The sequence below is a fragment of the Tabrizicola piscis genome (assembly GCF_003940805.1).
In the GTDB taxonomy this organism is placed as follows: Bacteria; Pseudomonadota; Alphaproteobacteria; order Rhodobacterales; family Rhodobacteraceae; genus Tabrizicola; species Tabrizicola piscis.
Map to the genome: position 1 here is coordinate 1,980,788 of NZ_CP034328.1, position 23,413 is coordinate 2,004,200.

Here is a 23,413-nt window from a genome sequence, read left to right on the forward strand (position 1 = left end):
CTCAAGGGGCTGTGATCGGGGGCGTCAGGTCGGCAAGCAGTGCGATGAGCGCCGCCTGAAAGTCATCCGGCGCCTCGATCTGCGGAATATGGCCGACCTCTGGCAGAATGGAAAGCGGCGCGCCGGTCAGGTCGGCCAGCCTTTCGCCCTGCGCCAGCGGCGTGGCGGTGTCCCGGTCGCCCCAGAGGAAGGCCAGCGGCACGGCCAGCGCCTGCCAGCCCTCGGCCCGGGTGGACAAGGCGCCGGTTGGCGGCACCAGCAGGCTTGGCAGCCAACCGGCAATCGCCGTCGTCGTGCCGGGCCGCCGGGAGGGTGCCAGCAGCATGTCGATCACTTCGGGTGTCGCGGCCTCTTTCCGATGGAGGAAAAGGCGCAGCAGGGGGCCCATTGCATAGGGATTGGTCACGCTGGCCGACACGGCCAGTTCGCGCATGAACGAGTTGCCCAGCGGCCAGGGCAAGGTGCCGCCTTCCCGCCCCTCCAGCCCGATCGCGCCGGAAACGACGACCAGCCCGGCAATGGCGGCAGGGTCAACCATCGCCGCCTCAGCCGCTGGCCCCGCGCCAAAGGAATGCGCGACGACAACCGGCCGCACGTCAAGCGCCGCGATCAGCGCCAGCATGCGCCCGCCTTGCGTCTGGCGGCTGTAGTCGGCGTCAGGATCGCGGAAGGAATACCCCATCGGCGGCATGTCGAAAGCCACGGTGCGATAGCCTTCGGCAGCCAGTGCCACTTGCGTAGGGCGCCACATCCGCGACCAGCCGACAGAGCCGTGCACCAGCAGGACCACCGGGCCATCCTCGGGACCAAGCTCTTCGACATAGATCGGGCCAAGCGCGGTTTCGACGATCCGCCCCTCTTCGGGGATGCTGTCCGGAAGAATGCTGATCTCGCGCAGCATCGCGGTCAGTCTCAGGCCAAGCAGCCCGATCACCACCACGAAGACAAGGATTGTCAGAAGACCGAACACATAGCGCATCACGCTTGGGTAACAGAGCGGTCTGCATGCGGCAACAACTGCCCCCGGAGTTGACCCTTTTGGTCAACCCATTGGAAAAAAAAGGCCGGGCAAGAAGCCCGGCCAGGTCCAACAGGGAGGATGCCGCGCCATAACCCCGACGCGACAAGGGGAACTGGGTGCACAACCTGTGCATGAAATGAAGGTAGCAAGCAAATCCGGCAACAATAAGCCCCAATGCGCAAGATTTCTGGGCTGTTGCAAGGCAGCCGCAACACACTGCGGCTACCGCGCAACAGAACCCGGCGCGCTTCAGGCGACCAACCGGTAACCCCCGCTTTCCGTGACAAGAATCCGCGCGTTCGATGGATCGGGCTCGATCTTCTGGCGCAGGCGGTAAATGTGGGTTTCCAGCGTGTGGGTGGTGACCCCCGCGTTATAGCCCCAGACCTCGTGCAGCAGGACGTCCCGGGCGACCACGCTTTGGCTGGCGCGGTACAGGAACTTCAGGATGTTCGTTTCCTTTTCCGTCAGGCGGATCTTCTTGTCCTTCTCGTCCACCAGCATCTTTTGCGCCGGCTTGAAGGTATAGGGACCCATCTGGAAAATCGCATCCTCAGACTGTTCATGCGTGCGCAGCTGGGCGCGGATGCGGGCCAGCAGGACCGGGAACTTGAACGGCTTGGTCACATAGTCATTGGCACCGGCGTCAAGCCCAAGGATCGTGTCGCTGTCGGTGTCGTGCCCAGTCAGCATCAGGATCGGGCATTTCACGCCGCCCTTGCGCATCCGGCGGCACAACTCGCGCCCGTCGGTATCCGGCAGGCCCACGTCCAGGATCACGAGGTCAAACAGCCCGGCCTTGGCCTTTTCCATGCCCTCGGCACCCGTGCGGGCTTCGAACACATCGAAATCTTCAGTCAGAACCAACTGCTCGCTCAACGCCTCGCGCAGGTCGTCGTCGTCGTCCACCAACAGGATTTTCCGAAGTCCGGCCATGAGTGCCTCCACTGCTTCTGTCTGGTGACATGCGCCCCGATCACGGCCCCTTCAAGGATTGCAACGAAAACCTCACGCGGTCGTGTCGCACAGCCGGTCAATGTTTCAATTCCGTAACCCCGGGGGTATGAGAGGAGGCATGACACTGACCCTCACCACCACCGAACGGCTGACCCGCGCCCGGGGCGATCTGCGCATGGGCGTGCCTGTGGTGCTGTGCATGGCCGGATCTGCCGCAATGGTCGTCGCGGTCGAGGCGCTGGAGCCTTCGCGCCTTGCCGACCTGCGGGGCTTTGGCACGCCCGTTCTGGCCATCACGGCACGGCGGGCGGAAACGCTGAAGGCGCGCGCCTATGACGGGGATCTTGCCCGCATTGTCCTGCCCGCCGATGCCGGCTTGCCGTGGCTGCGGTCTGTTGCCGACCCGGCGGATGATCTGCGCGCCCCGATGAAGGGGCCGCTGCAATCCCTGCGGGACGGGCCTGCCGACCTGCACCGCGCCGCCCTTGCGCTGGCGAAGTCGGCGCATCTGCTGCCGGCCGTGCTGGTCGTGCCGGTGGTCCATCCGTTGCAACTGGCGCAGGACAGCGGCCTGACCCTGCTGGCGCTGGACGACATCACCCCCGTCCTTGCCGCCCTGTCGCCCATGGCCGAGGTGGTGTCTGCCCGGGTGCCGCTGGTCGCCTCCAGCGCCGGGCGCGTCCACATCTTCCGCCCGGATGACGGTGGCGAAGAGCATTACGCCATTGAGATCGGCAAGCCGGACCGCGCGGCACCGGTGCTGGCCCGGCTGCATTCGGCCTGCTTTACCGGCGACGTGCTGGGAAGCCTGAAATGCGACTGCGGCCCACAGCTTCGCGCGGCACTGGCGCAGATGGGTGAGGAAGGGGCGGGGGTGCTCCTCTACCTCAACCAGGAAGGTCGGGGGATCGGGCTGGCCAACAAGATGCGCGCCTATTCCTTGCAGGATCAGGGCTTTGACACGGTCGAGGCGAACCACCGGCTTGGCTTTGAAGATGACGAGCGTGATTTCCGGCTGGGGGCCGAGATCCTGCGCAAGATGGGGTTCTCCGCCGTACGGCTGATGACGAACAACCCGAAGAAACTGGCGATGATGGAAGGCTGCGGCCTGCATGTGACCGAACGTGTGCCGCTGAAGGTAGGGATGACCGCCGAAAACAGCGCCTATCTGGCCACCAAGGCCGCGAAATCGGGGCATCTTCTGTGAAGCGGGAAGATCTGGTCGTCACTCCGATGGGCGTGCGCTTCATGGGCCGCCGCTTTGCCTGCACGCTGGGGCGCGGCGGGGTTGTTCCCGCCGCACGCAAGCGCGAAGGCGACGGGGCCACGCCCGCCGGGGTGCACCGGCTGGTTGGCATGCTGTACCGCCCGGACCGGATGGCCCGCCCGGCGGATTGGGCGCTGCCGATCGGGCCGTCTGACCTGTGGTCTGACGATCCGCGGGATGAAGACTACAACCTGATGGTCCGCGCGCCGCACGGGTTCAGCCATGAACGCCTGCGCCGGGCCGACCCGATGTATGACCTGATCCTGATCACCGACTGGAACTGGCCGCATGCCGACCCGGGCCGGGGTTCGGCCATCTTCATCCACCAATGGCGTCGCCCAGGCGCGCCCACGGCAGGCTGCGTTGCCCTGTCCCGCCGCGCCCTGCACTGGATCGCCCCGCGCATCACCCTCCAGACGCGGCTAGTGATCCGGCTCTGACCATCCGCCCCTTCCCCCTTCTGGCACACTGGCAGACCCCTTTCCAAACCGCTTTGGACCACCTAATCTGTCCAAAAGGGGAGGACAGCCATGGCCAGAACGCCGTCCAGCGCGGATGACGACATCTTCGATCTGCGGCTGGCCCGGTCCGCGCCTGACCTCTTCCCGATGCTTGAGGGCCTTTATGGCGCCCGCCCCGACTATCCCGCCTTCCGCGAAAGGCTGGTCAAGGCCCTGCGCAAGGGCTGGGCGGATCGGCCTGACGACCTCAAGCGCCTTGATCTGCAGCGCGACCTTGAACCCGACTGGTTCCAGCGTCCGGGCATGGCGGGCTATGTTTTCTACATCGACCGCTTCAACGGCACGCTGCAAGGCATTCTCGACAAGCTGGATTACCTTGAGGACCTTGGCATCACCTATGTCCATCTGATGCCCTGCCTGAAGCCCCGCCCCGGCGACAGCGACGGCGGCTATTCGGTGATGGACTACCGCCAGATCAACCCCGCCTTCGGCACGATGGCCGACTTCGAAGCCGTCAGCCGCGCATTACGCGAACGCGGCATTTCCCTGTGCGTCGATCTGGTGCTGAACCACACCGCGAAAGAGCACGCCTGGGCGAAGAAGGCCGCGAAGGGCGACGCCGCCTATCAGGACTACTACCTGATGTTCGACTCGCCCGATCTGCCCAACCAGTACGAACAGACGTTGGTCGAGGTTTTCCCCGACAACGCGCCGGGAAATTTCACCCATTATCCGGACTTCGGCAAATGGGTCTGGACCACCTTCAACGAACACCAGTGGGACCTGAACTGGGCCAACCCTCAGGTGTTTCTGGAAATCGTCGAGGTGATGCTGTTCCTTGCCAACAAGGGCGTCGATGTGCTGCGGCTGGACGCCGTCGCCTTCATGTGGAAGCGGATGGGCACCCGCTGCCAGTCAGAGCCCGAGGTTCATATGCTGCTGCAAGCCCTGCGCGCCTGCAGCCGGATTGCCAGCGCCGCCGTTCTGCACCTGGCCGAGGCGATCGTCGCCCCCGCCGAAATGCTGCCCTACCTTGGTCGCGGGCGGCATGACGGGAAGGTTGCGAACCTTGCCTACCACAACAGCCTGATGGTGCAGTTCTGGTCAGCCCTTGCCACCCGCGACACGCGTCTAATGACACATGTGCTGGCGACGCATTTCCCCGACAGGCTGACCAATGCCACCTATGCCACCTACATCCGCTGCCATGACGATATCGGCTGGGCGATCACGGATGAGGATGCCGCCGCCGTCGGTGCCTCGGGCCACGGCCATCGCAACTTCCTGTCGGATTTCTTCGAAGGCAGCTTTCCCGGCTCCTTCGCCAAGGGTGCGCTCTTCCAGTTCAACGAGGCGACAGGCGACAAGCGCATCTCGGGCAGCTTCGCCTCGCTTGCCGGGCTTGAACTGGCCGAGGCGGCCGGGGACGTCGCAGGGGTGGAAATGGCCGTGCAACGCATCCTGCTGGGCCATGCCCTGATCGCGGCCTGGGGCGGCATCCCGCTGATTTACATGGGGGATGAGCTGGCACTGCCCAACGACCATGGCTATCTGGCCAACCCGGACCATGCCCATGACAGCCGCTGGATCCACCGTCCGCAGATGGAGTGGGCACGGGCCGAGGGGCGCCATTCCGGCGACACCCCCGCTGCCCGGGTCTTCTGGGCGACCAAGCAGATCCTTGCCCGCCGCGCCGCCACGCCTGCGCTGCATGCGGCGGTGCCGATCCGGGTCGTTGCTGCAGGCAACGATGCCGTGCTGGCCTTCCAGCGGCTTGCGCCGACCGGAACGCTGCTGGGCCTGTTCAACTTCACCGAACGCTGGCAGCACATCAGCGAAGCATCGGCCCGCGCACTTGGGGTCACGGCCATGCATGACATGCTGTCGGATCAGCGCGTGGAAACCCATGCCGGCCAGATCGTCCTGCCGCCCTATGCCCGCGTCTGGCTGACCTGACGCCGATTTCTTCAAAGAAATCGGACCGGAGCCTTCGAAGGCTCCGGTGCGGAGTTTTCAAAAACTCCGCCTTCCCCGTCCGGAAATGCTGACTGGACGCCTCATGCGCGCCGCGCCATTCTGCGCCTTGGGACAATGAAAAGGGTGCCGCATGGCGCTGACAAGACGGGCGGCGCTGTTTGGGGCCGGGGCAGCGGTGGGCGTGGCTGGCAGCCGTTGGATGGGGGCGGCGAACCCCTCGCTCGACGGGGTGGCGATTGTCGCCCCTGCAGGCGGTGAGACCACGTTGAACGACGCCTCGCTGCTGTCGGAAACACCGATCTTCAAGCACATCATCATCAAGGACCCGCCGGGCGATGCCCTGATTGCCACGCTCCGGGCCGAACTGCGCGCCGCCGAGGCGGAGGATCGCCCCGTCAGCATCGGCGCGGCACGCCATTCGATGGGGGGTCAGGCCATTCCCCGCGACGGCCACGCAATCACCTTCGACACGCCCTCGATCCTGGTTGAGGGGGAGACTTACCGCGTGCAGGCCGGCACCCGCTGGCATCAGGTGATCACCGCGCTCGACCCGCTTGGGCTGTCGCCCAAGGTCATGCAATCCAACGCCGATTTCGGTGTTGCCTCCACCTTCTCTGTCGGCGCGCATGGCTGGCCGATGCCGTATGGCCCCATGGGATCAACCGTGCGCTCCGTCCAGATGCTGCTGGCCGACGGCACCCTTGTCACCGCCTCGCGCAGCGAAAACGCCGACCTTTTCGCCGCCGCGATGGGCGGCTACGGCCTGATCGGCCTGATCACGGAACTGGAGGTTGAGGCAGTCCCGAACCAGCTACTGGAACCCACCTTCCAGACCATGCCCACCGCCGATTTCGCCGCCGCCTTCACCGCCATCGCCGACGGCTCCACCCCCATGGCGTACGGCCGCCTGAACATCGACCGCGAGGGGTTCTTTGACGACGCCATGCTGGTGACCTACCGCCCGGTCGCTGGTGACATCCCCCCGGCCAGCGGGTCTGGCTTCCTGTCCAAAGCCTCACGCGCGATCTTCCGGGCGCAGCCGGGCAATGAATGGATCAAGCGCCGCCGCTGGGGGATTGAAACCGGCATCGGCGCGATGCTGGCGGGCGCTTCCAGCCGGTCCAGTTTGATGAACGAACCGGTCATCACCCTGGATGACCGCGACCCGACCCGCACTGACATCCTGCACGAATACTTCGTCGCCCCCGACCGCTTTGCCGACTTCGCCGCCGCCGCCAAGGCGATCATCCCCGGCAGCTATCAAGAGCTTCTCAATATCACCCTGCGCTATGTCGCCCAAGACCCGACCGCGCTGCTCAGCTACGCGCCAGACGGTCCGCGCATCGCCTCGGTCCTGCTGTTCAGCCAAGAGATGACCGCGCGGGCCGAGGCTGACATGACCCGGATGACGCAAGAGCTGATCGAGGCCGTTCTGGCCATCGGCGGCAGTTATTACCTGCCCTACCGGCTGCATGCGACACCGGACCAGTTTCGCCGCTGCTATGGCCGGTCGCTGGATTTCCTGAAGGTGAAGCTGCAGGTCGACCCGAAGCTTCGCCTGAGAAACGCCCTTTGGGACACCTATCTGGATAAGGGATTCGTCTATTGACCCTGCACCGCAAAACCGCCTTCGCCTATGCCGTCATCCTGGCGCTGGTCGCCTCGCTGAACTATCTGCCGATCCCCGGGATCGTCGATGCCGAAGGCCGCACCTTCGGAATCTTCGCGCTGGATATCTATGACGACGCGCTGCACATTGCCTCGGCTCTCTGGGCTTTGGTGGCAGGGGTCCTGTCAACCAGGGCGTCGCGGATGTTCCTGATCCTGTTCGGCGCGCTTTACTTCCTTGACGGGCTTCTGGGCACCTATGCGGGGTCCGGCTTTCTTGACCTTGGCATCTTCACTTGGGGGGTCCTCGACATCTCCTACACGCTGAAATTCCTGTCTTCCGTGCCCCACCTGCTGCTGGGCGGCTTCGCGCTTTACATCGGGTTCAAGCGGTGAGGGTCCTTCTGCGCTGGACCGGTCGCCTTGTCCTGCTGGTCGTGGTGCTTGTCCTTGGCCTGCTGTCCCCCGTCGCCTATGTCGAAACGATGTGCCGCCCGGCCGGCGTGGCTGTGGCCCATACCCCCCTTGTCGGGCCTGACTGGCAGCGCCCGGAAGGTCGCACGCTGCTGACCTACCCGGAATGGCATATCGTCCATGCCTATGCCGACTACGGCGAAGTCATCCGCACCGCCGACCCGCATGACTATGGCTTCCTCTCCGCCATCGCGGGCTTCTGGTCATCGACCTGCGCCTTGTCGCAGGCCTCGGGTCCCCACGGCGGTTTCCCTTGGGAAACCAAGCAGATGGTCTACACCATCGGTGTCAGCTTCACCGCCGAGCTTTTGGCCAAGGCCGCATATGAGGAAACCATCGGCCGCATCTTCACCCTGATCCGGGGCGACACCCGCGCGCCTTTGGATGATCTGTCCGCCCGGCAGGCCGCTGACTATGCGGTCTTCCTGCAGCAAACCCCGTGGTACAAATGGGACTTCCCGCGCGATGCCGCCGAACTTGACACGCAAGCCACCGACAGCCTGCGCGACAGAGAGCGACGCTTTGCCCTTGGCGCGGAATACTGGGCCAAGGCAGCCTATGCGCAAGTGATTGCCGCCGCCGTGGCTGCGGTGGGGGAAGACCAGCTGCGGCTGCGGGCGGTGGTAAGCGATCTGCCGGAAACGACGCTCGCCGCCCTTCCCGATGTTCAGGTGATCGAAACCCTGCCGGAGGGCATTGTCATCGAAGCCCCCCGCTACCGCGCCTTTACCAAACTGGCGGCAACCATCGCCGCTGCGGGTGGCCGGTTCACCGAAATCGCCGGGAATGACGATATCCTGTTCACCATCATCACCGATCAGCTCACAGCCGATGCCGCGATCCATTCCTTCCCCCGGCAGGGCAACCCGGGGTTCCGGCATCTAGTGCTGGTCCCGGTCAGCGACCTTGCCGCAACCCTGAACGCCCTGCCGCAAGGCGCGCTGGAACATATCCATGATTATTGACTGGCGCTGGCTTGCGGCCCTGCCACTGGTCGCCCTTGGCTGGATCGGCACTCTGGCGCTGGTCATGCGGCTGGGGGGTGAGGCTCCGGCGGCGCTGGTGATGTTTCCGCCTGACGGCTTCGTCAGCGCCCTGCCAGCCGGGGTGTCGGTGGTCAGCGCCGGGCCGATCAGCGTCACCCTGCGGGGGGAAGCAAGCCTTGTCGCCACGCTATACGCCCTTGGCGCGCCCTTGGTGCTGCCCGCCGGGCTGACCCTGTGCCTGCCTCAGGCCGGATAGGCCCGCGCGCCGAAGATCGCACTGCCCACGCGGACATGGGTGGCGCCATGGGCAATCGCGGCTTCGAAATCCCCGCTCATCCCCATCGACAGGCCGGTCAGCCCGTGATCCGCCGCCATCCCGGCCAGCATCGCGAAATGGGGGGTGGAGTCTTCGCCCTCGGGCGGGATGCACATCAGCCCCTTGGGCGACAAGTCCAGCGCCCGGCAATCCTTCAGGAACCCGGCCAGATCGGCGGGCAGGACGCCGGCCTTCTGCGGTTCTTCGCCCGTGTTCACCTGCACGAACAGGTCAGGGCAGGAACCGCGCGCCTGGGCAAGGGCCGCCAGCTTTTGCGCCAGCGAAGGGCGGTCCAGCGTGTGGATCGCGTCGAACAGGTCCAGCGCGAGTTTGGCCTTGTTGGTCTGCAAGGGGCCGATCATATGCACCTGAACCGGGCCAAAGCGGGCGCGCAGGTCAGGCCATTTCGACGCCGCCTCTTGCACATAGTTTTCGCCGAACAGGCGGTGCCCGGCGTCCAGCACCGCAACTACACGCTCCAGCGGCTGCACCTTTGACACGGCGATCAGTTGGACCGACCCCACCGCCCGCCCTGCCGCAGCTTCAGCCGCGCGTATCCGTGCCGTGATCTCTGCCAGTGCCATGCTGTCCCCCCATCTTTCGGGCAGACCCTAGCCCCCTGCCGCAAAAAGAAAAGAGCGGGCACAAGGCCCGCTCTCTCCGAAAGAAGGATCCCGAAGGATTAGAAGTCGAAGCGAACGCCCAGACCGGCGATGGTCTCTTCGGCGTAGCTGCGGTGGATGTCGCCCGAGAGGCGAGCGCCGCCGAGGTCGTAGTCAACGCCGAGGCCGTAAGCGGTGTCGTTGGCCAGACCGTCTTGGTCGTCGGTTGCGACGTAGCCTTTGAAGGTGATCGCATCCATCGTGTAGTTACCATAGAGGGTCACACGGACGGAGTCGTTGGCATCCAGGTCTTCGTCGTAGTCGAAGTACAGCAGGCCGATGTTGGCAGCGTCGCTGATAGCGTATTCAGCGCCGAGGAACAGAGCCTGAGCATTTTCAACGCCAGCAGCGTTGTCGACGTAGGCAGCGGCAACGGTCGCCTGACCGAAGGCGTAGTCAACCGACAGCGACAGTTCTTCTTCGTCAATCACGGCACCGGTCTGGTCCGGGTCGACGAGCGAGATACGACCGTTGAAGCCACCAGCCGAGTAGCTGACGAACAGACCCATGCGGTTGATTTCTTCGGAACCGTAGGGGGTCGAGTTGAAGCTGAAGTAGTTGCCGTTCGGATCGCCGAAGCCACGGTCAAGGTAACCGATTTCCGAGTTGTACATCAGAGCGACGGAGTCATAAGCGGTGTTGGCGTTACCAACTTCCACACGGACGCCGAAACCGGTTGCGTACAGCATGGCCGGGCTCAGCTGAGCGCCAGCGCGGTCATTGGAAACGAGACCGTCGGAATCGTTATCGCTGACGGTGTTTTCGTCGTACTGCAGACGGATGCGACCACCGAAGGTGATGCCCGAGTCGGTTTCAACCGAGCCGTCGATGTTGATGCGCATGCGCATGTCGATCTGGCTCTCGTTGAACACGGCGTCCGAGTTGTAGTTAAGACCGAACCGCCCGTAACCCGAGAAGCTGATCTCTGCGACAGCCATCGGTGCGGTCAGAGCCAGCACGGTGGTTGCGAGAAGCATTCTTTTCATGTTGTTCCCTCTTTCTTCAAGGTAGGCCCGCCGCAGGGGAATCCGCAGTGGAATGGCGTGGTTTTCGCCCCAGACGCCCCCGATTGCAACGGCAACAGGAAGAGCGGCATAAAACGGCGTTCAGTTGGTGCACTAAAGCCACAGGTCAGGATTCCCCGCTTTGCACGCCCCGCGCGCGGGCCCAGCGCGGCACAGAATATCGAAAGGCCTTGGCAGGCCTTGGACGCTCAGTTAGACAACGAACACGGGAACTGAGGATGGCCAGATGATCTTGCAGCAACTTGCACGGATGACGCTTGCAGCGGGGCTGGCCGTGACGCTGTCTGCCTGCGGAGGTGGCTTTGCGAGCGGTGACAGTGGGTTGTTCCGCCGCGCCCCTCAAACCGATGAGCAGCTTGCTGCCGCAAAGGCCGATGAAGAACGGCGCGCCGCCCCCACGAACGAAATCCGCCAGACGGGAACCCGGACCGGCCGCAACACGATCTGGAGCCTGTTCTCCAACGCTGATGATCCGAACACGACCGTCGAAGTGAACAAGTATATCTGGCAGGCCAGCCTTGAAGTGCTGAACTTCCTGCCGGTCGAATCGGTCGACCCGTTCACCGGCGTGTTCACCACCGGCTATGGCCGCCCGCCGGGCGGGGGCCGCGCCTACCGCGCTACCGTCTATGTGCAGGACCCGGCCCTTGACGCGCGCAGCCTGAAGGTGGCCCTCCAGTCGCAGGGTGGTGGCTCCGTGGCACCGGAAACCGTCCGCGCGATCGAAGATGCGATCCTGACCCGCGCCCGCCAGCTTCGGGTGCGCGACAGCAATCTTTGATGACGGCAGCGGGGGCCAGCCCCCGCACCCCCGGGATATTTGGTGAAGAGAAAGGATGGGGTGGACCTTTCCTTTTGCTGCGGTGTAATTCCGCCGCTCAACCCTGCATGAGGCCCCAGAATGTCGCGCTATGACCCATCGGTGATCGAACCCAAGTGGCAGCAGGCCTGGGATGCAGCGGGGGCCTTCACCGCGCAGCGCGATCCGGCCAAGCCAAAGTACTATGTGCTGGAGATGTTCCCCTATCCGTCCGGGCGCATCCACATGGGGCACGTCCGCAACTATACCATGGGCGACGTGGTGGCCCGCACCAAGCTGGCGCAGGGGTTTTCGGTGCTGCATCCGATGGGCTGGGACGCCTTCGGCATGCCCGCCGAAAACGCCGCGATGGAACGGGGCGGCCATCCGAAGGACTGGACCTACGGCAACATCGCCGACATGAAGGCGCAGATGAAGCCCCTTGGCCTGTCCATCGACTGGTCACGCGAACTGGCGACCTGCGACCCGGAATATTACGGCCAGCAACAGGCGATGTTCATCGACATGCTGGAGGCGGGGCTGGTCTATCGCAAGGCGGCGGTGGTCAACTGGGACCCGGTCGACATGACGGTTCTGGCGAATGAGCAGGTGATCGACGGCAAGGGCTGGCGCTCCGGCGCTGCGGTCGAACGGCGCGAGCTGACGCAGTGGTTCTTCAAGATCAGCGAATACTCCGAGGAATTGCTGTCAGCGCTGGACGGTTTGACCAACTGGCCGGAGAAAGTGCGCCTTATGCAGGCGAACTGGATCGGGAAATCCCGTGGCCTGCAGTTTGCCTTCGATACGGTCGGTGCTCCGGCCGGGTTCGAGACGCTGGAGGTCTATACCACTCGCCCCGACACACTGATGGGCGCCAGCTTCGCCGCGATTTCCGCCGATCACCCGCTTGCCAAGGCGCTGGAGGGTGACCCAGCGGTGGCGGCCTTCGTGGCCGAATGCCGGAAGGGCGGCACAAGCGCCGAAGAGATCGAGACGGCCGAGAAGATCGGGTATGACACGGGTATCCGCGTGAAGCATCCGCTTGATCCGACATGGGAACTCCCGGTCTGGATCGCGAACTTCATCCTGATGGACTACGGCACCGGGGCGATCTTCGGCTGCCCGGCGCATGACCAGCGCGACTTTGACTTTGCCACCAAGTACCGGCTGCCGATCAAGCCGGTGTTTCTGGCCGAAGGCATGGACGAGTCGCTGGCCGAGGCTTTCGTGCCGATGAAGTCGGAAAAGGTCCACTATGTCCGCGGCTTTGCCGGGGCTGCGGTGCAGACGGGCGATGAAGGGGTGGCCACCGCCATCGCCCATGCTGAGGCCAACGGCTATGGCAAGGGCGTCACCAAGTTCCGCCTGCGCGACTGGGGCGTGTCCCGCCAGCGCTATTGGGGCTGCCCGATCCCGGTGATCCACTGCGCGACCTGCGGGGTCGTGCCCGAGGACAAGAAGAACCTGCCCATCGAACTGCCCTACGATGTCAGCTTCGACATCCCCGGCAACCCGCTGGACCGCCACCCCACATGGCGCGACTGCACCTGCCCCAAGTGTGGTGCCAAGGCCCGGCGTGAGACGGACACGATGGATACTTTCGTGGACAGCAGCTGGTACTACGCCCGCTTCACCGCCCCCCGCGCCACGACGCCGACCGTGGCCGAAGATGCCGCCTACTGGATGAACGTCGATCAATATATCGGCGGGGTGGAGCATGCGATCCTGCACCTCCTCTATTCCCGCTTCTTCGCCCGGGCGATGCACAAGACCGGCCACCTGCCAGCTGGGGCGATTGAGCCGTTCAACGCGCTGTTCACCCAAGGCATGGTGACGCATGAGATCTACAAGACCACCGACGCGCAAGGTCGCCCGGTCTATCACCTGCCGGAAGACGTGACTGTCTTCAACGTGGCCGACCGCAGGATCGTGGTACCCGGCAACGTGCCGCCACCCGTGGACATGATCGACGATGTCGACGCCTGGATCCGCGCCCTTAGCGACGAGGGGCTGCTGGTCGAAGTGATCCCCTCGGCCAAGATGTCGAAGTCGAAGAAGAACGTCGTCGACCCGATGAACATCATCGCCAGTTTCGGCGCCGATACCGCGCGTTGGTTTGTCATGTCCGACAGCCCGCCCGAACGCGATGTGGAATGGACAGCCTCGGGCGCCGAAGCCGCGTTCAAGCACCTCAGCCGCGTCTGGGCGCTGTGTTCCCGCATTGGCGACATGCCTGCCGACCACAAGGGTGAGGGCGACAGCGATCTGGCGAAAGCGACGGCCCGGGCCATCGACGAAGTCACGAAGGGCATCGAAGGCTTTGCCTTCAACAAGGCCATCGCCAGCCTTTATGCCTTCACCAACACCATCGCCAAGGCCAACGCCTCCACCGCCACGATGAAAGAGGCGATCCGGACACTGGCAAAGCTCATGTCGCCAATGACCCCGCATATCGCAGAATCGATCTGGACCTTTCAGGGCGGTGCCGGGCTTTGCGCGCAGGCCCCGTGGCCCAAGGCCGACCCGGCGCTCCTGATCGATGACACGGTCATCCTGCCGATTCAGATCAACGGCAAACGGCGGGCGGAAATCAGCGTGCCAAAGGATATGCCCGTGGCAGAGGTTGAAAAGCTCGCGCTGGCGGATGAGGATGTCATCAAGTTCCTTGCCGGGCAGCCGGTGAAGAAGATCATCGTCGTGCCGGGCCGCATCATCAATGTCGTCGTCTGACAAAACCTTCCCAAGGCGCGGGTGTCCCCCCACCCCATCCCTCCCCCACACAGGGGGGAGGGCGGCGCTTTCGCGCCGCGCCGTCCTTCTGGCACCGCTCGCCCTCGCCGCCTGCGGCTTCACCCCTGCCTATGCGCCCGGTGGCGCTGCAACGGCGCTCCTCGGCACCGTGCGCGCGCAGGACCCGACCGACAAGAACGGCTTCGATCTGGTGGAGCGGCTTGAGGAACGCCTTGGTCGGCCGGAAAACCACCGCTACGATCTGGCCTATACGATCACGACAGAAGCGGTTGGCGTCGGCATCACCACGGAAAACGACATCACCCGCTACAACCTGAAAGGCGTGATCGACTACACCCTGTCCGACCGCGCCACGGGGGAACGCCTTGCCGGGGGACGGGTGCAAAGCTTCACCGCCTATTCCGCCACCGGATCCACCGTTGCCGGCCTGGCCGCCGAGGAAGATGCCGCCTACCGCCTGATGCGCATCCTTGCCGACCAGATCACCGCCCGCCTGATCGCCGTTTCCCCCAGCCTGCCATGATCCTGAAAGGGGTTGAGGCCAGCCGCTATTGCGCCAAACCCGATCCGGGACGTGCGGGGCTTTTGATCTTCGGCGCCGACGCCATGCGCGTGGCCCTGAAACGGCAAGAGGCGATTGCCGCCCTGATCGGCCCGGAGGGTGAGGGCGAAATGCGCCTGACCCGCATGTCTGGCGGCGACCTGCGCAAGGATGGCAGCCTCCTGCTAGATGCGATCAAGGCCACCGGTTTCTTCCCCGGCCCGCGGGTCGCCTTTCTGGAAGACGCCACCGACGGGCTGACCGAAACCATCGCCACCGCGCTGAAGAACTGGAAACCCGGCGACGCGCAGATCGTTGTGACGGCTGGCAACCTGACCGGCAAATCGGCGCTGAAGACCCTGTTCGAAAAGCATCCCACCGCCATCTGCATCGGCCTTTATGACGAACCGCCCGGTCGGGAAGAGATTGAGGCCGCATTGCAGAAGGCCGGCCTGACCAATCTGGACCGTGAGGCGATGACCGACCTCACCACCCTCGCCCGCGCGCTGGACCCCGGCGATTTCCGCCAGACGCTGGAAAAGATCGCGCTTTACAAATGGGGCGACCCTTCACCCCTGACACCCGCCGATGTCGCCGCCATGGCTCCCGCCACCATCGAGGCCGAGGTGGATGACCTGATCTCTGCCGTGGCTGAGGCGCGGACCGATGCCATCGGCCCCTTCTTCCGGCGGTTAGAGGGGCAGGGCACCCTGCCCGTCACGATCTGCATCGCCGCGCTGCGCCATTTCCGCATCCTGCACGCCGCCGCCTGCGACCCCCAAGGTCCGGGCGTCGGCATCCAGAAAGCCCGCGTGAACTTCAAGCAGAAGGACGCCATGGGCCGTCAGGCCGGGCAATGGGGCAGCCGCGCCTTGGAAACCGCCGTATCGCTGCTGCTGGAAACCGACCTTACGCTTCGCTCCGCCTCCCGCGCGCCGGGCATGGCGGTGATGGAACGCGCCCTGATCCGCATCGCGATGACCCGGCGCTAGACCCCGATTTCTTCCAAGAAATCGGACCGGAGTTTTGCAAAACTCCGCCCCCTCACGCCCGCCGGATGATCCCGGTCAACGGCACAGCACCCGCCAGAGTGTTGGAAATCGTGCCGTATTTCAGGATATTGCGGTGCAAAAGGTCCAGCCTTGGTCCCCGCTCATCGGTCTTGACGATGATCTCATAGGTGATCGCAACCAGCTTCGGCGGCGCATCCTGCCGCTCCGCCTCCAGCCGCACTTCGACCCCGTCAAAGGCAAAGTCGAGCATCGGGGACACCCGCTCCACCCCCTTGATCATGCAGGCCGCCAGCGCCGATAGCAGCAATTCCACCGGGTTCATCGCCTCCGATCGACCGGCAAGGTCCGTGCCCAAGGCCACCTCGGCCCCATGCGCCACGGCCCGGCTGCCCGTTCCGTCCACCCGCCATGCCCGCAGTTCATATTTCATGCTGCCCCCACCACGCTGCCCCATTCACCAGATTGACTTTGCCCTGACCAAGCCCGGACAATGCCCCATCCAAAGGATACCGGCCTTGACCCAGCGCAAACCCGACCCCACCCCGATCGAGCTCTTTCTGGCCCCGCTCACTGCCCTCGCCCGCAAACGCCCGGAGATCGAGGCGCTGGTCTTCTGGGGTGGTGCCGACGGCTGGCCCGCTGCGCCAAGCGAGGCGCTGGAGTCCGAAGAAATCGCCTTCTACGCCGAAGGGCTGCTGGAAGATGGCTTTCATCTGGTCTGGACCGTGGCCGCCCTTGCCGACACGCCAACCCTGCCGGACCACATCCGCCTGCAGTTCTGGCAGGATGACGGCCCGCCCCCGGATGCCCTGCCCCAAGGCTGGGTCGCACTGGACAGCCGCCGCTGGACACCGCCCTGACGCCGCGACAAGATCACGCCGCCCAGCGCCTTTCCCCGACTGTCTCTTTCCCCGACCGACCCAATCGCGGCTCATGGCGGGCCAAGCCCCCCCGGGTCCTGCAGGATCAGACCAAAGCCCATGGCCTTCACCCTTCGCCAACTGCAATTCTTCGTCGCCGCAGCCGAGGCCGGGTCTGTCACCGGCGCCGCACGGGCGCTGTCGATCAGCCAGTCGTCGGTCACCGAAGCGATCCGCAGTCTTGAGGATGATCTTGGCGTCACCCTCTTCGACCGGCAGGCCCGCGGCCTTCTGATCACGCACAAGGGCTCGGCCTTCCTGCGTCACGCCAGCAAGATCCTGGCTGACGTCGCCTCGGCCCGCAGTGCCTTCCAGACCGAGGCCGAGGCCGCGACAGGCCACCTGTCGCTTGGCGTCACCAGCCTTGTCGCCGGCTATGTCCTGTCAGACATCCTCGCCCGCTATCGCCGCGCCTTTCCGCAGATCACCCTCAACGTGATCGAAGATAATGGCGAATACCTCCAACACCTGCTGATCGGGGGCGAACTGGACGTGGCCGTCCTCCTGACATCCTCAGTCAAGGACCGCTTGGCGCTGAACGTCGAAACCCTGCTTGTGTCACCCTACCGGCTGTGGCTGCCGCTCGGGCATCCGCTTGCCCAGCAGGAAAGCATCACGCTGGACGAATTGGCCGGTCAGCCGATGATCCAGCTGATGGTGGACGAGATCGAGGAAAGCACCCGCCGCCTCACCGCGGCCCTGCCGGTCAAGCCGGCAATCGCCTACCGCACCCGCAGCGTCGAGGCGGTACGGTCCCTTGTCGCCACCGGCGCGGGTCTGGCGATCCTGCCATCGCTGGTCTACCGGCCATGGAGCCTTGAAGGCGACCGGATCGAAATCCGCGATGTCTCGGGCGACCTGCCGACGGTGCATGTCGGCCTCGCCTGGCGCAAGGGCGCCCCGCTTTCCGGTCCAGCCAGCAGCTTCATCCGCTCGGCGCAAAGCTCCACCATAATGCGGCCGGGCTGATCAACCTCCGCCGGCGATGCGCGCCAAATGCTCCATCCGCAGCCGGAATTCCTCATGAAACCCATGCGCCTTCGAAAAGGCCCACGCCTTGCGGCTGCGCGACGTGATTTCGTCCGGGCGACGGGCGGCATCGGCGATTTGATCGGCCAGTGCATCAACACTGCCCAAGGCCGCGCTCCATCCTGCGCCGGACTCCTGATTCAGGCGGCTCCACATGCGATTGTCATAGCTTGCCACGGCAACGCCACAGCCCATCGCCTCAAGATAGGTGCAGGACGGGTCGGACTGGCGATGGCAGCCGACGAAGATGTCAGCGTTCTGCCGGGTAAACGGGACCAGACCGGTTTCAAAGTCCACCGGTGCATGCAACCTTATCCGCCCATCCGCGCCCAAGGCGCGGATTCCGGACGCAATCTCGTCGCGCAGCGACCCGACCCCGAAGATATCAAGGGTAAAGTCAACTCCCAGTGTCTGCAGCCGTCGCGCCACCGGCACCAGATCCTGCGCACCCTTCATCGGCTCCAGTCGGCCCGAGAAAATCAACCGCAGCGGGCCGCCAGCCGCTCGATAGGCCTCGCGCGCGGCCATTTCCGTCTCGGTGGCGAACAGTGCAGGCGTCATTCGACCGTCAAGATACAGCAGGCTGTCACGGCACATCGGTCCGTAAAGGTCATGCGCCGGATAGCCGTTGGACTGCAATCCGTCCGCGCGACGGAAAGCCTTTCGCCGCAGCCGCTCCTGCTGCAGCAACCAGACGGCACCCCTCAACCGCCGGATCATGCTGCGGCTCCGATCCAGCCACAGGATCTGCATCCGCGTTTCGTGCGTGTATTCTATGACATAGACGATCTTCTGTTCAGGCTGCAGCGAATCGGCCAGTCGCAGACAATGGAAATCATCGCCCGAAGCATAGATCAGGTCATGTCCCCCAAGATGCGCGGGGCCCAGCGGTTCATCGGGGGCAAGGACCACCAGTTCAAAGGGCAGATCGGCGCGATCGAACTCGGCTCCGAAGGGGATGGTTGCCGCCCCGCGCCGAAGCACGCAAATGATGCGGTCCGGCCACATCGCCTGCGTCACCCGCATGCCTTCGACAAACTTGATGTCCAACTGCAACCGATTGTCGGCATCGATGACAGGGGCTGGCGCAATCATCACTAAGCTTGGCATCAGCATCCACCCTTAAGCTATTCACCACCTAAAGTTCCCCAGACATTCCAGCAAGCCGGATTCGATCCGTTGGCCTTCCCACAGGATGTCACAGTGACATCGGAAAAAGCGATGGTCTGGATCAGCTTTTTGGTATTGCGAAAGCGTATTCCTGTCATACGCTGACAGCAGGTCCGGAATAACGGACACCCTGCACCCATTTCATAAGCAACACCAACGGGAGCCAGCCATGAACCGCCTCAAACTCTTGGGAACTACAACGCTTGCTGTACTGACTGCTGCAACACCGATTCTGGCCCAAGTCACCGAAATCGGCGCCGCCGAAGGTCAGGTGAACATCGTCGCCTGGGCCGGCTATATCGAGCGCGGCGAGACGATGAAGGAATTCGACTGGGTTACCAAGTTCGAGGCCGCCTCGGGCTGCAAGGTGAATGTGAAGACCGCCAACACCTCGGACGAGATGGTGGCCCTGATGAACGAAGGCGGCTTTGACCTTGTCACCGCCTCGGGCGACGCCTCGCTTCGCCTCATCGCAGGGGACCGCGTCCAGCCTATCAATATCGACCTGATCCCGTCCTGGTCCACCGTGGATGAACGGCTGAAAGACGCGCCCTGGCACACCGTCGACGGCGTCCACTACGGCGTGCCGTACATGTGGGGACCGAACGTCCTGATGTACAACACCGAGGTGTTCAAGGAACCGCCAACCTCGTGGAACGTGGTGTTCGAGGAAATGACACTGCCCGACGGCCAGTCGAACAAGGGCCGCGTGCAGGCCTATGACGGCCCGATCCACATCGCCGACGCCGCGCAGTACCTGATGTTCCACAAGCCGGAACTCGGCATCACCTCGCCCTATGAGCTGAATGAGGATCAGTACAAGGCAGCGCTTGACCTGCTGCGCACCCAGCGCACGCTGGTCAGCCGCTACTGGCACGATGCCTTCATCCAGATCGACGACTTCAAGAACGAAGGCGTGGTCGCCTCCGGCTCCTGGCCATTCCAGCGCAACCTGTTGCAGTCGGACAACCAGCCGATCGCGTCGGTGATCCCGCAGGAAGGCGCAACGGGCTGGGCTGATACCACGATGATGCATGTCGATGCGGCCAACCCGAACTGTGCCTACATGTGGATGGAACATTCGCTCAGCTCCAACCTTCAGGCTGACCTTGCGGTCTGGTTCGGCGCCAACCCCGCCGTGCCCGCCGCCTGCACCGATGGTCGCGGGATGTCCACGGCCGAAACCTGCACTGCGAACGGCATGGATGACTTTGAAAAGATCCGCTTCTGGACCACCCCGGTGTCGAACTGCAGCCAGGGTGACGGTGCCTGCGTGCCCTACTATCGCTGGGTGTCCGACTACATCGGCGTGATCGGCGGCCGCTAAGGACCGCCGACCCTTCCCCCCTTCCCACATCGGGCAGGGGGACAACCCTGACCCCACGTCCCGCACAGACGGCTGACCTCTGCGCCTCCCTCCCCCGTCGTTGTGGGGGAGGGATGGGGTAGGGGGGCCTCCTTCAGATGGCTTGATCCCCAAACATGAACGCTGCCGTCGAATTCCAGAACGTCTCCCGCCACTTCGGCCCGGTAAAGGCCGTTGACCGGGTGGACCTGACGATTGCCGAAGGCAGTTTCTTTGCCATGCTCGGGCCGTCCGGGTCCGGCAAGACCACCTGCCTGCGGCTGATCTCGGGGTTTGAGAAACCCACCGGCGGCCAGATCCGCATCTTTGGCGAGGATGTGTCGACGACGCCCCCCCACCTGCGCAACGTCAACACCGTCTTTCAGGACTACGCGCTGTTTCCGCACCTGAACGTGCGCGACAACGTGGCTTACGGGCTGATGGTCAAGGGCGTCGGCCGCAGCCAGCGCTATGCCAAGGCCGATGACATGCTTGCCCTTGTCAAACTCGACGGCTACGGCGACCGCAAACCGGCGCAACTGTCCGGCGGCCAGCGCCAGCGCGTGGCCCTTGCACGGGCCTTGGTGAACGAACCCCGCGTCCTGTTGCTGGATGAACCCCTCGGCGCGCTTGACCTGAAACTGCGCGAGGCGATGCAGGATGAGCTGAAGGCTCTGCAGCACCGGCTGGGCCTGACCTTCGTCTTCGTGACCCATGACCAGCACGAGGCGCTGTCGATGGCCGATCACCTTGCCGTCTTCAACGAAGGCCGCATCGCCCAGATCGGCACCCCGCAAGACATCTACGACCGCCCTGCCACCCGCTTCGTGGCTGATTTCGTCGGCTCCTCCAACGTGCTGCCACCCGAAATGACGCAGGCCCTCGGCGGACCGGCGCAATGGGCCAGCCTCCGCCCCGAAGCGACCCGCCTTGCCGCCACCGGCCCGATTACCGGCACCGTGACCGCGCTGCGCTATCTCGGCTCCGGCACCCGCGTCGTGCTCGATGCCAACGGCACCGAAATCGCCGCCCTCGTCCCCGCCGGCCTGCCCGTCCCCGCCGAAGGAGACCGGACCGCCATCGCCTTTGACCAAAAGGCCCTCCACCTGATGGAGGGCGCGTGATGCCCCCCCGCACAGCCCCCAACAGCCCGCGCAGGGGGCGCTGCCCCCTCGCCCTTCAGGCTCACCCCCGGGATATTTCCAGACAGAAAATTCCCTCCCACGCCAAGCATTTTCTGTCCCCAAATATCCCCGCCGGAGGCTCCCACACCCCCCACCCGCACCGCAGCCCGGAACAAAGCGCCCAAAATCCTTTCTTCAAGGATTTTGACGGTCGGGGCGCGCGCCCATGACCGCCTCCGCCATCCTTCGCCCCCGTGGCCCTGCTGACCGGCTGACCGGGCTGTTCTGGCGCCGCCCCGGCCTCCTCCTTCTCCTCCTCATCACCCCGCCGCTGCTCTGGTTAGGGGTGGTCTACCTCGGCTCCCTCGCCGCCCTCCTCCTTCAGTCCTTCTACTCGATCGACGAATTCTCCGGCGTCGTGAAGGAAGAGTTCACGCTCAAGACCTATGCCGAGCTGTTCCGCCCCCAGAACCTCGACATCATCCTGCGCACCGTGGTCATGGCCGCCGCCGTCACCCTCACCTGCGCCATCCTTGCCTTTCCCATCGCCTATTACGCCGCCCGCTACGCCAAGGGCCCGTGGAAAGCGGCCTTCTACCTTGGCGTCATGCTGCCTTTGTGGTCCAGCTATCTGGTCAAGGTCTACGCCTGGAAACTGATCCTCGCCAAGGAGGGCATCCTTGGCTGGGCCGCTGAAGGCACTGGCACCGGCTTCATCATCACCGGCATCCTGTCGATCCCGGGGCTGGAGGGGTCATCCCTGTCCACCTCGCCCTTCGGCACCTTCCTTGTCTTCGTCTACATCTGGCTGCCCTACATGATCCTGCCGATGCAGGCCGCGTTGGAGAGGGTGCCCACCACCATGCTGGAAGCCTCGGCTGACCTTGGTGCCACCCGGTCGCAAACCTTTCGCACCGTGATCCTGCCGCTGGCGCTTCCCGGCGTCATCGCAGGGTCGATCTTCACCTTCTCGCTCACGCTGGGTGACTACATCATCCCCCAGATCGTCGGCGACTCTGCCCGCTTCATCGGCCTTGCCGTCTACCAGTTGCAGGGCACCGCCGGGAACATCCCGCTGGCCGCCGCCTTCGCCGTGGTCCCGATCCTGATCATGCTGATCTACCTGACGCTTGCCAAACGCGCGGGGGCTTTCGATGCGCTCTGAAGCCTCACTCGGTCTGAAGGTCGCGGCCATCGGCGGGCTTTTGTTCCTGCACCTGCCGATCCTCCTCATCTTCCTCTACGCCTTCACGACCGAAGAACGCACCTACGAATTCCCACCCCCCGGCCTGACCACCCAGTGGTTCGGCGTCGCCTGGAACCGCGAAGACATCTGGCCGCCCCTCTACCTTTCCCTCAAGGTCGCCGCGATCTCCACCGCGCTGGCGATGATCCTTGGCACGCTTGTCGCCGCCGCCATGGCCCGGGCCCGGTTCTTCGGGCGCGACCAGATCAGCCTTCTGATCCTGCTGCCCATCGCGCTGCCCGGCGTCATCACCGGCATGTCGCTGCGGTCGGCCTTCGGGATCATGGACATCCCGTTCAGCACCTGGACCATCGTCCTCGGCCACGCCACCTTCTGCATCGTCATTGTCTACAACAACGCCGTCGCCCGGATGCGCCGCCTCTCCGGCGGGATCATGGAGGCTTCGGCCGACCTTGGCGCCAACAGCTTCCAGACCTTCCGCTACGTCCTGCTGCCCAACCTTGGTTCGGCCCTGCTGGCGGGCGGGATGCTGGCCTTTGCACTATCGTTCGATGAGGTGATCGTCACCACCTTCACCGCGGGCCAGCAAAGCACCCTTCCCATCTGGATGCTGAACGAACTGGTCCGCCCGCGCCAACGCCCGGTGACCAATGTCGTCGCCATCGTGGTCTTCGCGGCCACCTTCTTTCCCATCCTCATTGCCTACTACCTCACCCGCGGCGGGTCCGAGACGGCAGGCATGGGCAAATAACGGAGATCC

The 23,413-nt window shown here is 64.4% G+C and carries 23 protein-coding genes; 17 read left to right on the forward strand and 6 right to left on the reverse strand.

Translation table 11 applies throughout. From position 1 onward, the window contains the following. Window position 1 precedes the first annotated feature (1 nt). A complete protein-coding gene (locus EI545_RS09660) occupies window positions 2-979 on the reverse strand; it encodes an alpha/beta fold hydrolase (protein ID WP_125325279.1) in 978 nt (325 codons plus the stop codon). A 291-nt stretch (window positions 980-1,270) separates the two neighbouring features. Beyond that, entirely contained in the window at window positions 1,271-1,957 is a 687-nt protein-coding gene (locus tag EI545_RS09665; protein WP_125325280.1) for a response regulator transcription factor, read from the reverse strand. Window positions 1,958-2,096: 139 nt separating this feature from the next. On the opposite strand from EI545_RS09665, the gene ribA reads away from it, so the two are divergent. The 7 genes from ribA to EI545_RS09700 all read left to right on the forward strand — a co-directional run bounded on the left by ribA (window position 2,097) and on the right by EI545_RS09700 (window position 9,007). Next, a complete protein-coding gene (gene ribA / locus EI545_RS09670) occupies window positions 2,097-3,185 on the forward strand; it encodes a GTP cyclohydrolase II (RefSeq protein WP_125325281.1) in 1,089 nt (362 codons plus the stop codon). Continuing rightward, window positions 3,182-3,685: a L,D-transpeptidase family protein gene (locus tag EI545_RS09675; RefSeq protein WP_125325282.1), complete on the forward strand. Its 504-nt coding sequence runs from the start codon at window positions 3,182-3,184 to the stop codon at window positions 3,683-3,685. Before ribA ends, EI545_RS09675 begins: the two co-directional genes overlap by 4 nt. Window positions 3,686-3,775: 90 nt before the next feature. Continuing rightward, a complete protein-coding gene (locus tag EI545_RS09680; RefSeq protein ID WP_125325283.1) occupies window positions 3,776-5,662 on the forward strand; it encodes an amylosucrase in 1,887 nt (628 codons plus the stop codon). 151 nt (window positions 5,663-5,813) lie between these two features. Next, window positions 5,814-7,292 carry an FAD-binding oxidoreductase gene (locus EI545_RS09685; protein WP_125325284.1) on the forward strand — a complete coding sequence of 493 codons (1,479 nt, stop codon included), beginning with the start codon at window positions 5,814-5,816 and terminating at the stop codon, window positions 7,290-7,292. Further along, window positions 7,289-7,687 carry a hypothetical protein gene (locus EI545_RS09690; protein WP_174258173.1) on the forward strand — a complete coding sequence of 133 codons (399 nt, stop codon included), beginning with the start codon at window positions 7,289-7,291 and terminating at the stop codon, window positions 7,685-7,687. Before EI545_RS09685 ends, EI545_RS09690 begins: the two co-directional genes overlap by 4 nt. Next, window positions 7,684-8,730: a hypothetical protein gene (locus EI545_RS09695; protein WP_125325285.1), complete on the forward strand. Its 1,047-nt coding sequence runs from the start codon at window positions 7,684-7,686 to the stop codon at window positions 8,728-8,730. The genes EI545_RS09690 and EI545_RS09695 overlap by 4 nt, the downstream gene beginning before the upstream one ends. Further along, a complete protein-coding gene (locus EI545_RS09700; protein WP_125325286.1) occupies window positions 8,720-9,007 on the forward strand; it encodes a hypothetical protein in 288 nt (95 codons plus the stop codon). The genes EI545_RS09695 and EI545_RS09700 overlap by 11 nt, the downstream gene beginning before the upstream one ends. Here EI545_RS09700 and EI545_RS09705 read toward each other — a convergent pair. Next, window positions 8,995-9,651 (reverse strand): YggS family pyridoxal phosphate-dependent enzyme, encoded by a 657-nt coding sequence (locus tag EI545_RS09705; RefSeq protein ID WP_125325287.1) that lies wholly within the window; start codon window positions 9,649-9,651, stop codon window positions 8,995-8,997. The two genes, EI545_RS09700 and EI545_RS09705, sit on opposite strands and share 13 nt — an antisense overlap. A 98-nt stretch (window positions 9,652-9,749) precedes the next feature. Beyond that, window positions 9,750-10,706: a porin gene (locus EI545_RS09710; RefSeq protein WP_164517259.1), complete on the reverse strand. Its 957-nt coding sequence runs from the start codon at window positions 10,704-10,706 to the stop codon at window positions 9,750-9,752. A 274-nt stretch (window positions 10,707-10,980) separates the two neighbouring features. Between EI545_RS09710 and EI545_RS09715 the strand changes: the two genes are divergently transcribed. The 4 genes from EI545_RS09715 (at window position 10,981) to holA (ending at window position 15,837) form a co-directional block, all read left to right on the forward strand. Continuing rightward, window positions 10,981-11,535 (forward strand): DUF3576 domain-containing protein, encoded by a 555-nt coding sequence (locus EI545_RS09715; RefSeq protein ID WP_125325289.1) that lies wholly within the window; start codon window positions 10,981-10,983, stop codon window positions 11,533-11,535. A 120-nt stretch (window positions 11,536-11,655) separates the two neighbouring features. Further along, a complete protein-coding gene (leuS, locus tag EI545_RS09720; protein ID WP_125325290.1) occupies window positions 11,656-14,283 on the forward strand; it encodes a leucine--tRNA ligase in 2,628 nt (875 codons plus the stop codon). After that, on the forward strand, window positions 14,270-14,827 hold the full coding sequence (lptE, locus tag EI545_RS09725) for an LPS assembly lipoprotein LptE (protein WP_125325291.1): 558 nt from the start codon (window positions 14,270-14,272) through the stop codon (window positions 14,825-14,827). The genes leuS and lptE overlap by 14 nt, the downstream gene beginning before the upstream one ends. Beyond that, window positions 14,824-15,837, forward strand: a complete 1,014-nt coding sequence (holA, locus tag EI545_RS09730; RefSeq protein WP_125325292.1) for a DNA polymerase III subunit delta — start codon at window positions 14,824-14,826, stop codon at window positions 15,835-15,837. Before lptE ends, holA begins: the two co-directional genes overlap by 4 nt. Before the next feature lie 52 nt (window positions 15,838-15,889). Here holA and EI545_RS09735 read toward each other — a convergent pair whose 3' ends face one another. Next, complete coding sequence (locus EI545_RS09735) at window positions 15,890-16,288, reverse strand: OsmC family protein (protein WP_125325293.1); 399 nt, start codon at window positions 16,286-16,288, stop codon at window positions 15,890-15,892. 85 nt (window positions 16,289-16,373) lie between these two features. Here EI545_RS09735 and EI545_RS09740 point away from each other — a divergent pair, with 85 nt between their 5' ends. Both EI545_RS09740 and EI545_RS09745 read left to right on the forward strand, forming a co-directional pair. Then, entirely contained in the window at window positions 16,374-16,718 is a 345-nt protein-coding gene (locus EI545_RS09740; protein WP_125325294.1) for a hypothetical protein, read from the forward strand. Between the two features lie 120 nt (window positions 16,719-16,838). Then, a complete protein-coding gene (locus EI545_RS09745) occupies window positions 16,839-17,747 on the forward strand; it encodes a LysR family transcriptional regulator (RefSeq protein ID WP_125325295.1) in 909 nt (302 codons plus the stop codon). Here the strand turns inward: EI545_RS09745 and EI545_RS09750 are convergent, their stop codons facing one another. Continuing rightward, complete coding sequence (locus EI545_RS09750; protein ID WP_164517260.1) at window positions 17,748-18,917, reverse strand: glycosyltransferase; 1,170 nt, start codon at window positions 18,915-18,917, stop codon at window positions 17,748-17,750. A 229-nt stretch (window positions 18,918-19,146) separates the two neighbouring features. Here EI545_RS09750 and EI545_RS09755 point away from each other — a divergent pair, with 229 nt between their 5' ends. The 4 genes from EI545_RS09755 to EI545_RS09770 all read left to right on the forward strand — a co-directional run bounded on the left by EI545_RS09755 (window position 19,147) and on the right by EI545_RS09770 (window position 23,404). Then, complete coding sequence (locus EI545_RS09755) at window positions 19,147-20,304, forward strand: ABC transporter substrate-binding protein (protein WP_125325297.1); 1,158 nt, start codon at window positions 19,147-19,149, stop codon at window positions 20,302-20,304. Between the two features lie 155 nt (window positions 20,305-20,459). After that, on the forward strand, window positions 20,460-21,446 hold the full coding sequence (locus EI545_RS09760) for an ABC transporter ATP-binding protein (RefSeq protein ID WP_125325298.1): 987 nt from the start codon (window positions 20,460-20,462) through the stop codon (window positions 21,444-21,446). 226 nt (window positions 21,447-21,672) lie between these two features. Next, window positions 21,673-22,611, forward strand: a complete 939-nt coding sequence (locus EI545_RS09765) for an ABC transporter permease (RefSeq protein WP_125325299.1) — start codon at window positions 21,673-21,675, stop codon at window positions 22,609-22,611. After that, the gene (locus EI545_RS09770; protein WP_125325300.1) at window positions 22,601-23,404 is read left to right on the forward strand and encodes an ABC transporter permease; all 804 of its coding nucleotides are present in this window, start codon (window positions 22,601-22,603) and stop codon (window positions 23,402-23,404) included. Before EI545_RS09765 ends, EI545_RS09770 begins: the two co-directional genes overlap by 11 nt. Window positions 23,405-23,413 lie beyond the last annotated feature (9 nt).

Bases quoted from the DNA above. Each gene is read 5' to 3' on its own strand.
- EI545_RS09660 (WP_125325279.1), bottom strand. From the start codon at position 979: ATGCGCTATGTGTTCGGTCTTCTGACAATCCTTGTCTTCGTGGTGGTG.
- EI545_RS09665 (WP_125325280.1), bottom strand. From the start codon at position 1,957: ATGGCCGGACTTCGGAAAATCCTGTTGGTGGACGACGACGACGACCTG.
- ribA (WP_125325281.1), top strand. From the start codon at position 2,097: ATGACACTGACCCTCACCACCACCGAACGGCTGACCCGCGCCCGGGGC.
- EI545_RS09680 (WP_125325283.1), top strand. From the start codon at position 3,776: ATGGCCAGAACGCCGTCCAGCGCGGATGACGACATCTTCGATCTGCGG.
- EI545_RS09685 (WP_125325284.1), top strand. From the start codon at position 5,814: ATGGCGCTGACAAGACGGGCGGCGCTGTTTGGGGCCGGGGCAGCGGTG.
- EI545_RS09700 (WP_125325286.1), top strand. From the start codon at position 8,720: ATGATTATTGACTGGCGCTGGCTTGCGGCCCTGCCACTGGTCGCCCTT.
- EI545_RS09705 (WP_125325287.1), bottom strand. From the start codon at position 9,651: ATGGCACTGGCAGAGATCACGGCACGGATACGCGCGGCTGAAGCTGCG.
- EI545_RS09710 (WP_164517259.1), bottom strand. From the start codon at position 10,706: ATGCTTCTCGCAACCACCGTGCTGGCTCTGACCGCACCGATGGCTGTC.
- EI545_RS09715 (WP_125325289.1), top strand. From the start codon at position 10,981: ATGATCTTGCAGCAACTTGCACGGATGACGCTTGCAGCGGGGCTGGCC.
- leuS (WP_125325290.1), top strand. From the start codon at position 11,656: ATGTCGCGCTATGACCCATCGGTGATCGAACCCAAGTGGCAGCAGGCC.
- lptE (WP_125325291.1), top strand. From the start codon at position 14,270: ATGTCGTCGTCTGACAAAACCTTCCCAAGGCGCGGGTGTCCCCCCACC.
- holA (WP_125325292.1), top strand. From the start codon at position 14,824: ATGATCCTGAAAGGGGTTGAGGCCAGCCGCTATTGCGCCAAACCCGAT.
- EI545_RS09735 (WP_125325293.1), bottom strand. From the start codon at position 16,288: ATGAAATATGAACTGCGGGCATGGCGGGTGGACGGAACGGGCAGCCGG.
- EI545_RS09745 (WP_125325295.1), top strand. From the start codon at position 16,839: ATGGCCTTCACCCTTCGCCAACTGCAATTCTTCGTCGCCGCAGCCGAG.
- EI545_RS09750 (WP_164517260.1), bottom strand. From the start codon at position 18,917: ATGCCAAGCTTAGTGATGATTGCGCCAGCCCCTGTCATCGATGCCGAC.
- EI545_RS09755 (WP_125325297.1), top strand. From the start codon at position 19,147: ATGAACCGCCTCAAACTCTTGGGAACTACAACGCTTGCTGTACTGACT.
- EI545_RS09760 (WP_125325298.1), top strand. From the start codon at position 20,460: ATGAACGCTGCCGTCGAATTCCAGAACGTCTCCCGCCACTTCGGCCCG.
- EI545_RS09765 (WP_125325299.1), top strand. From the start codon at position 21,673: ATGACCGCCTCCGCCATCCTTCGCCCCCGTGGCCCTGCTGACCGGCTG.
- EI545_RS09770 (WP_125325300.1), top strand. From the start codon at position 22,601: ATGCGCTCTGAAGCCTCACTCGGTCTGAAGGTCGCGGCCATCGGCGGG.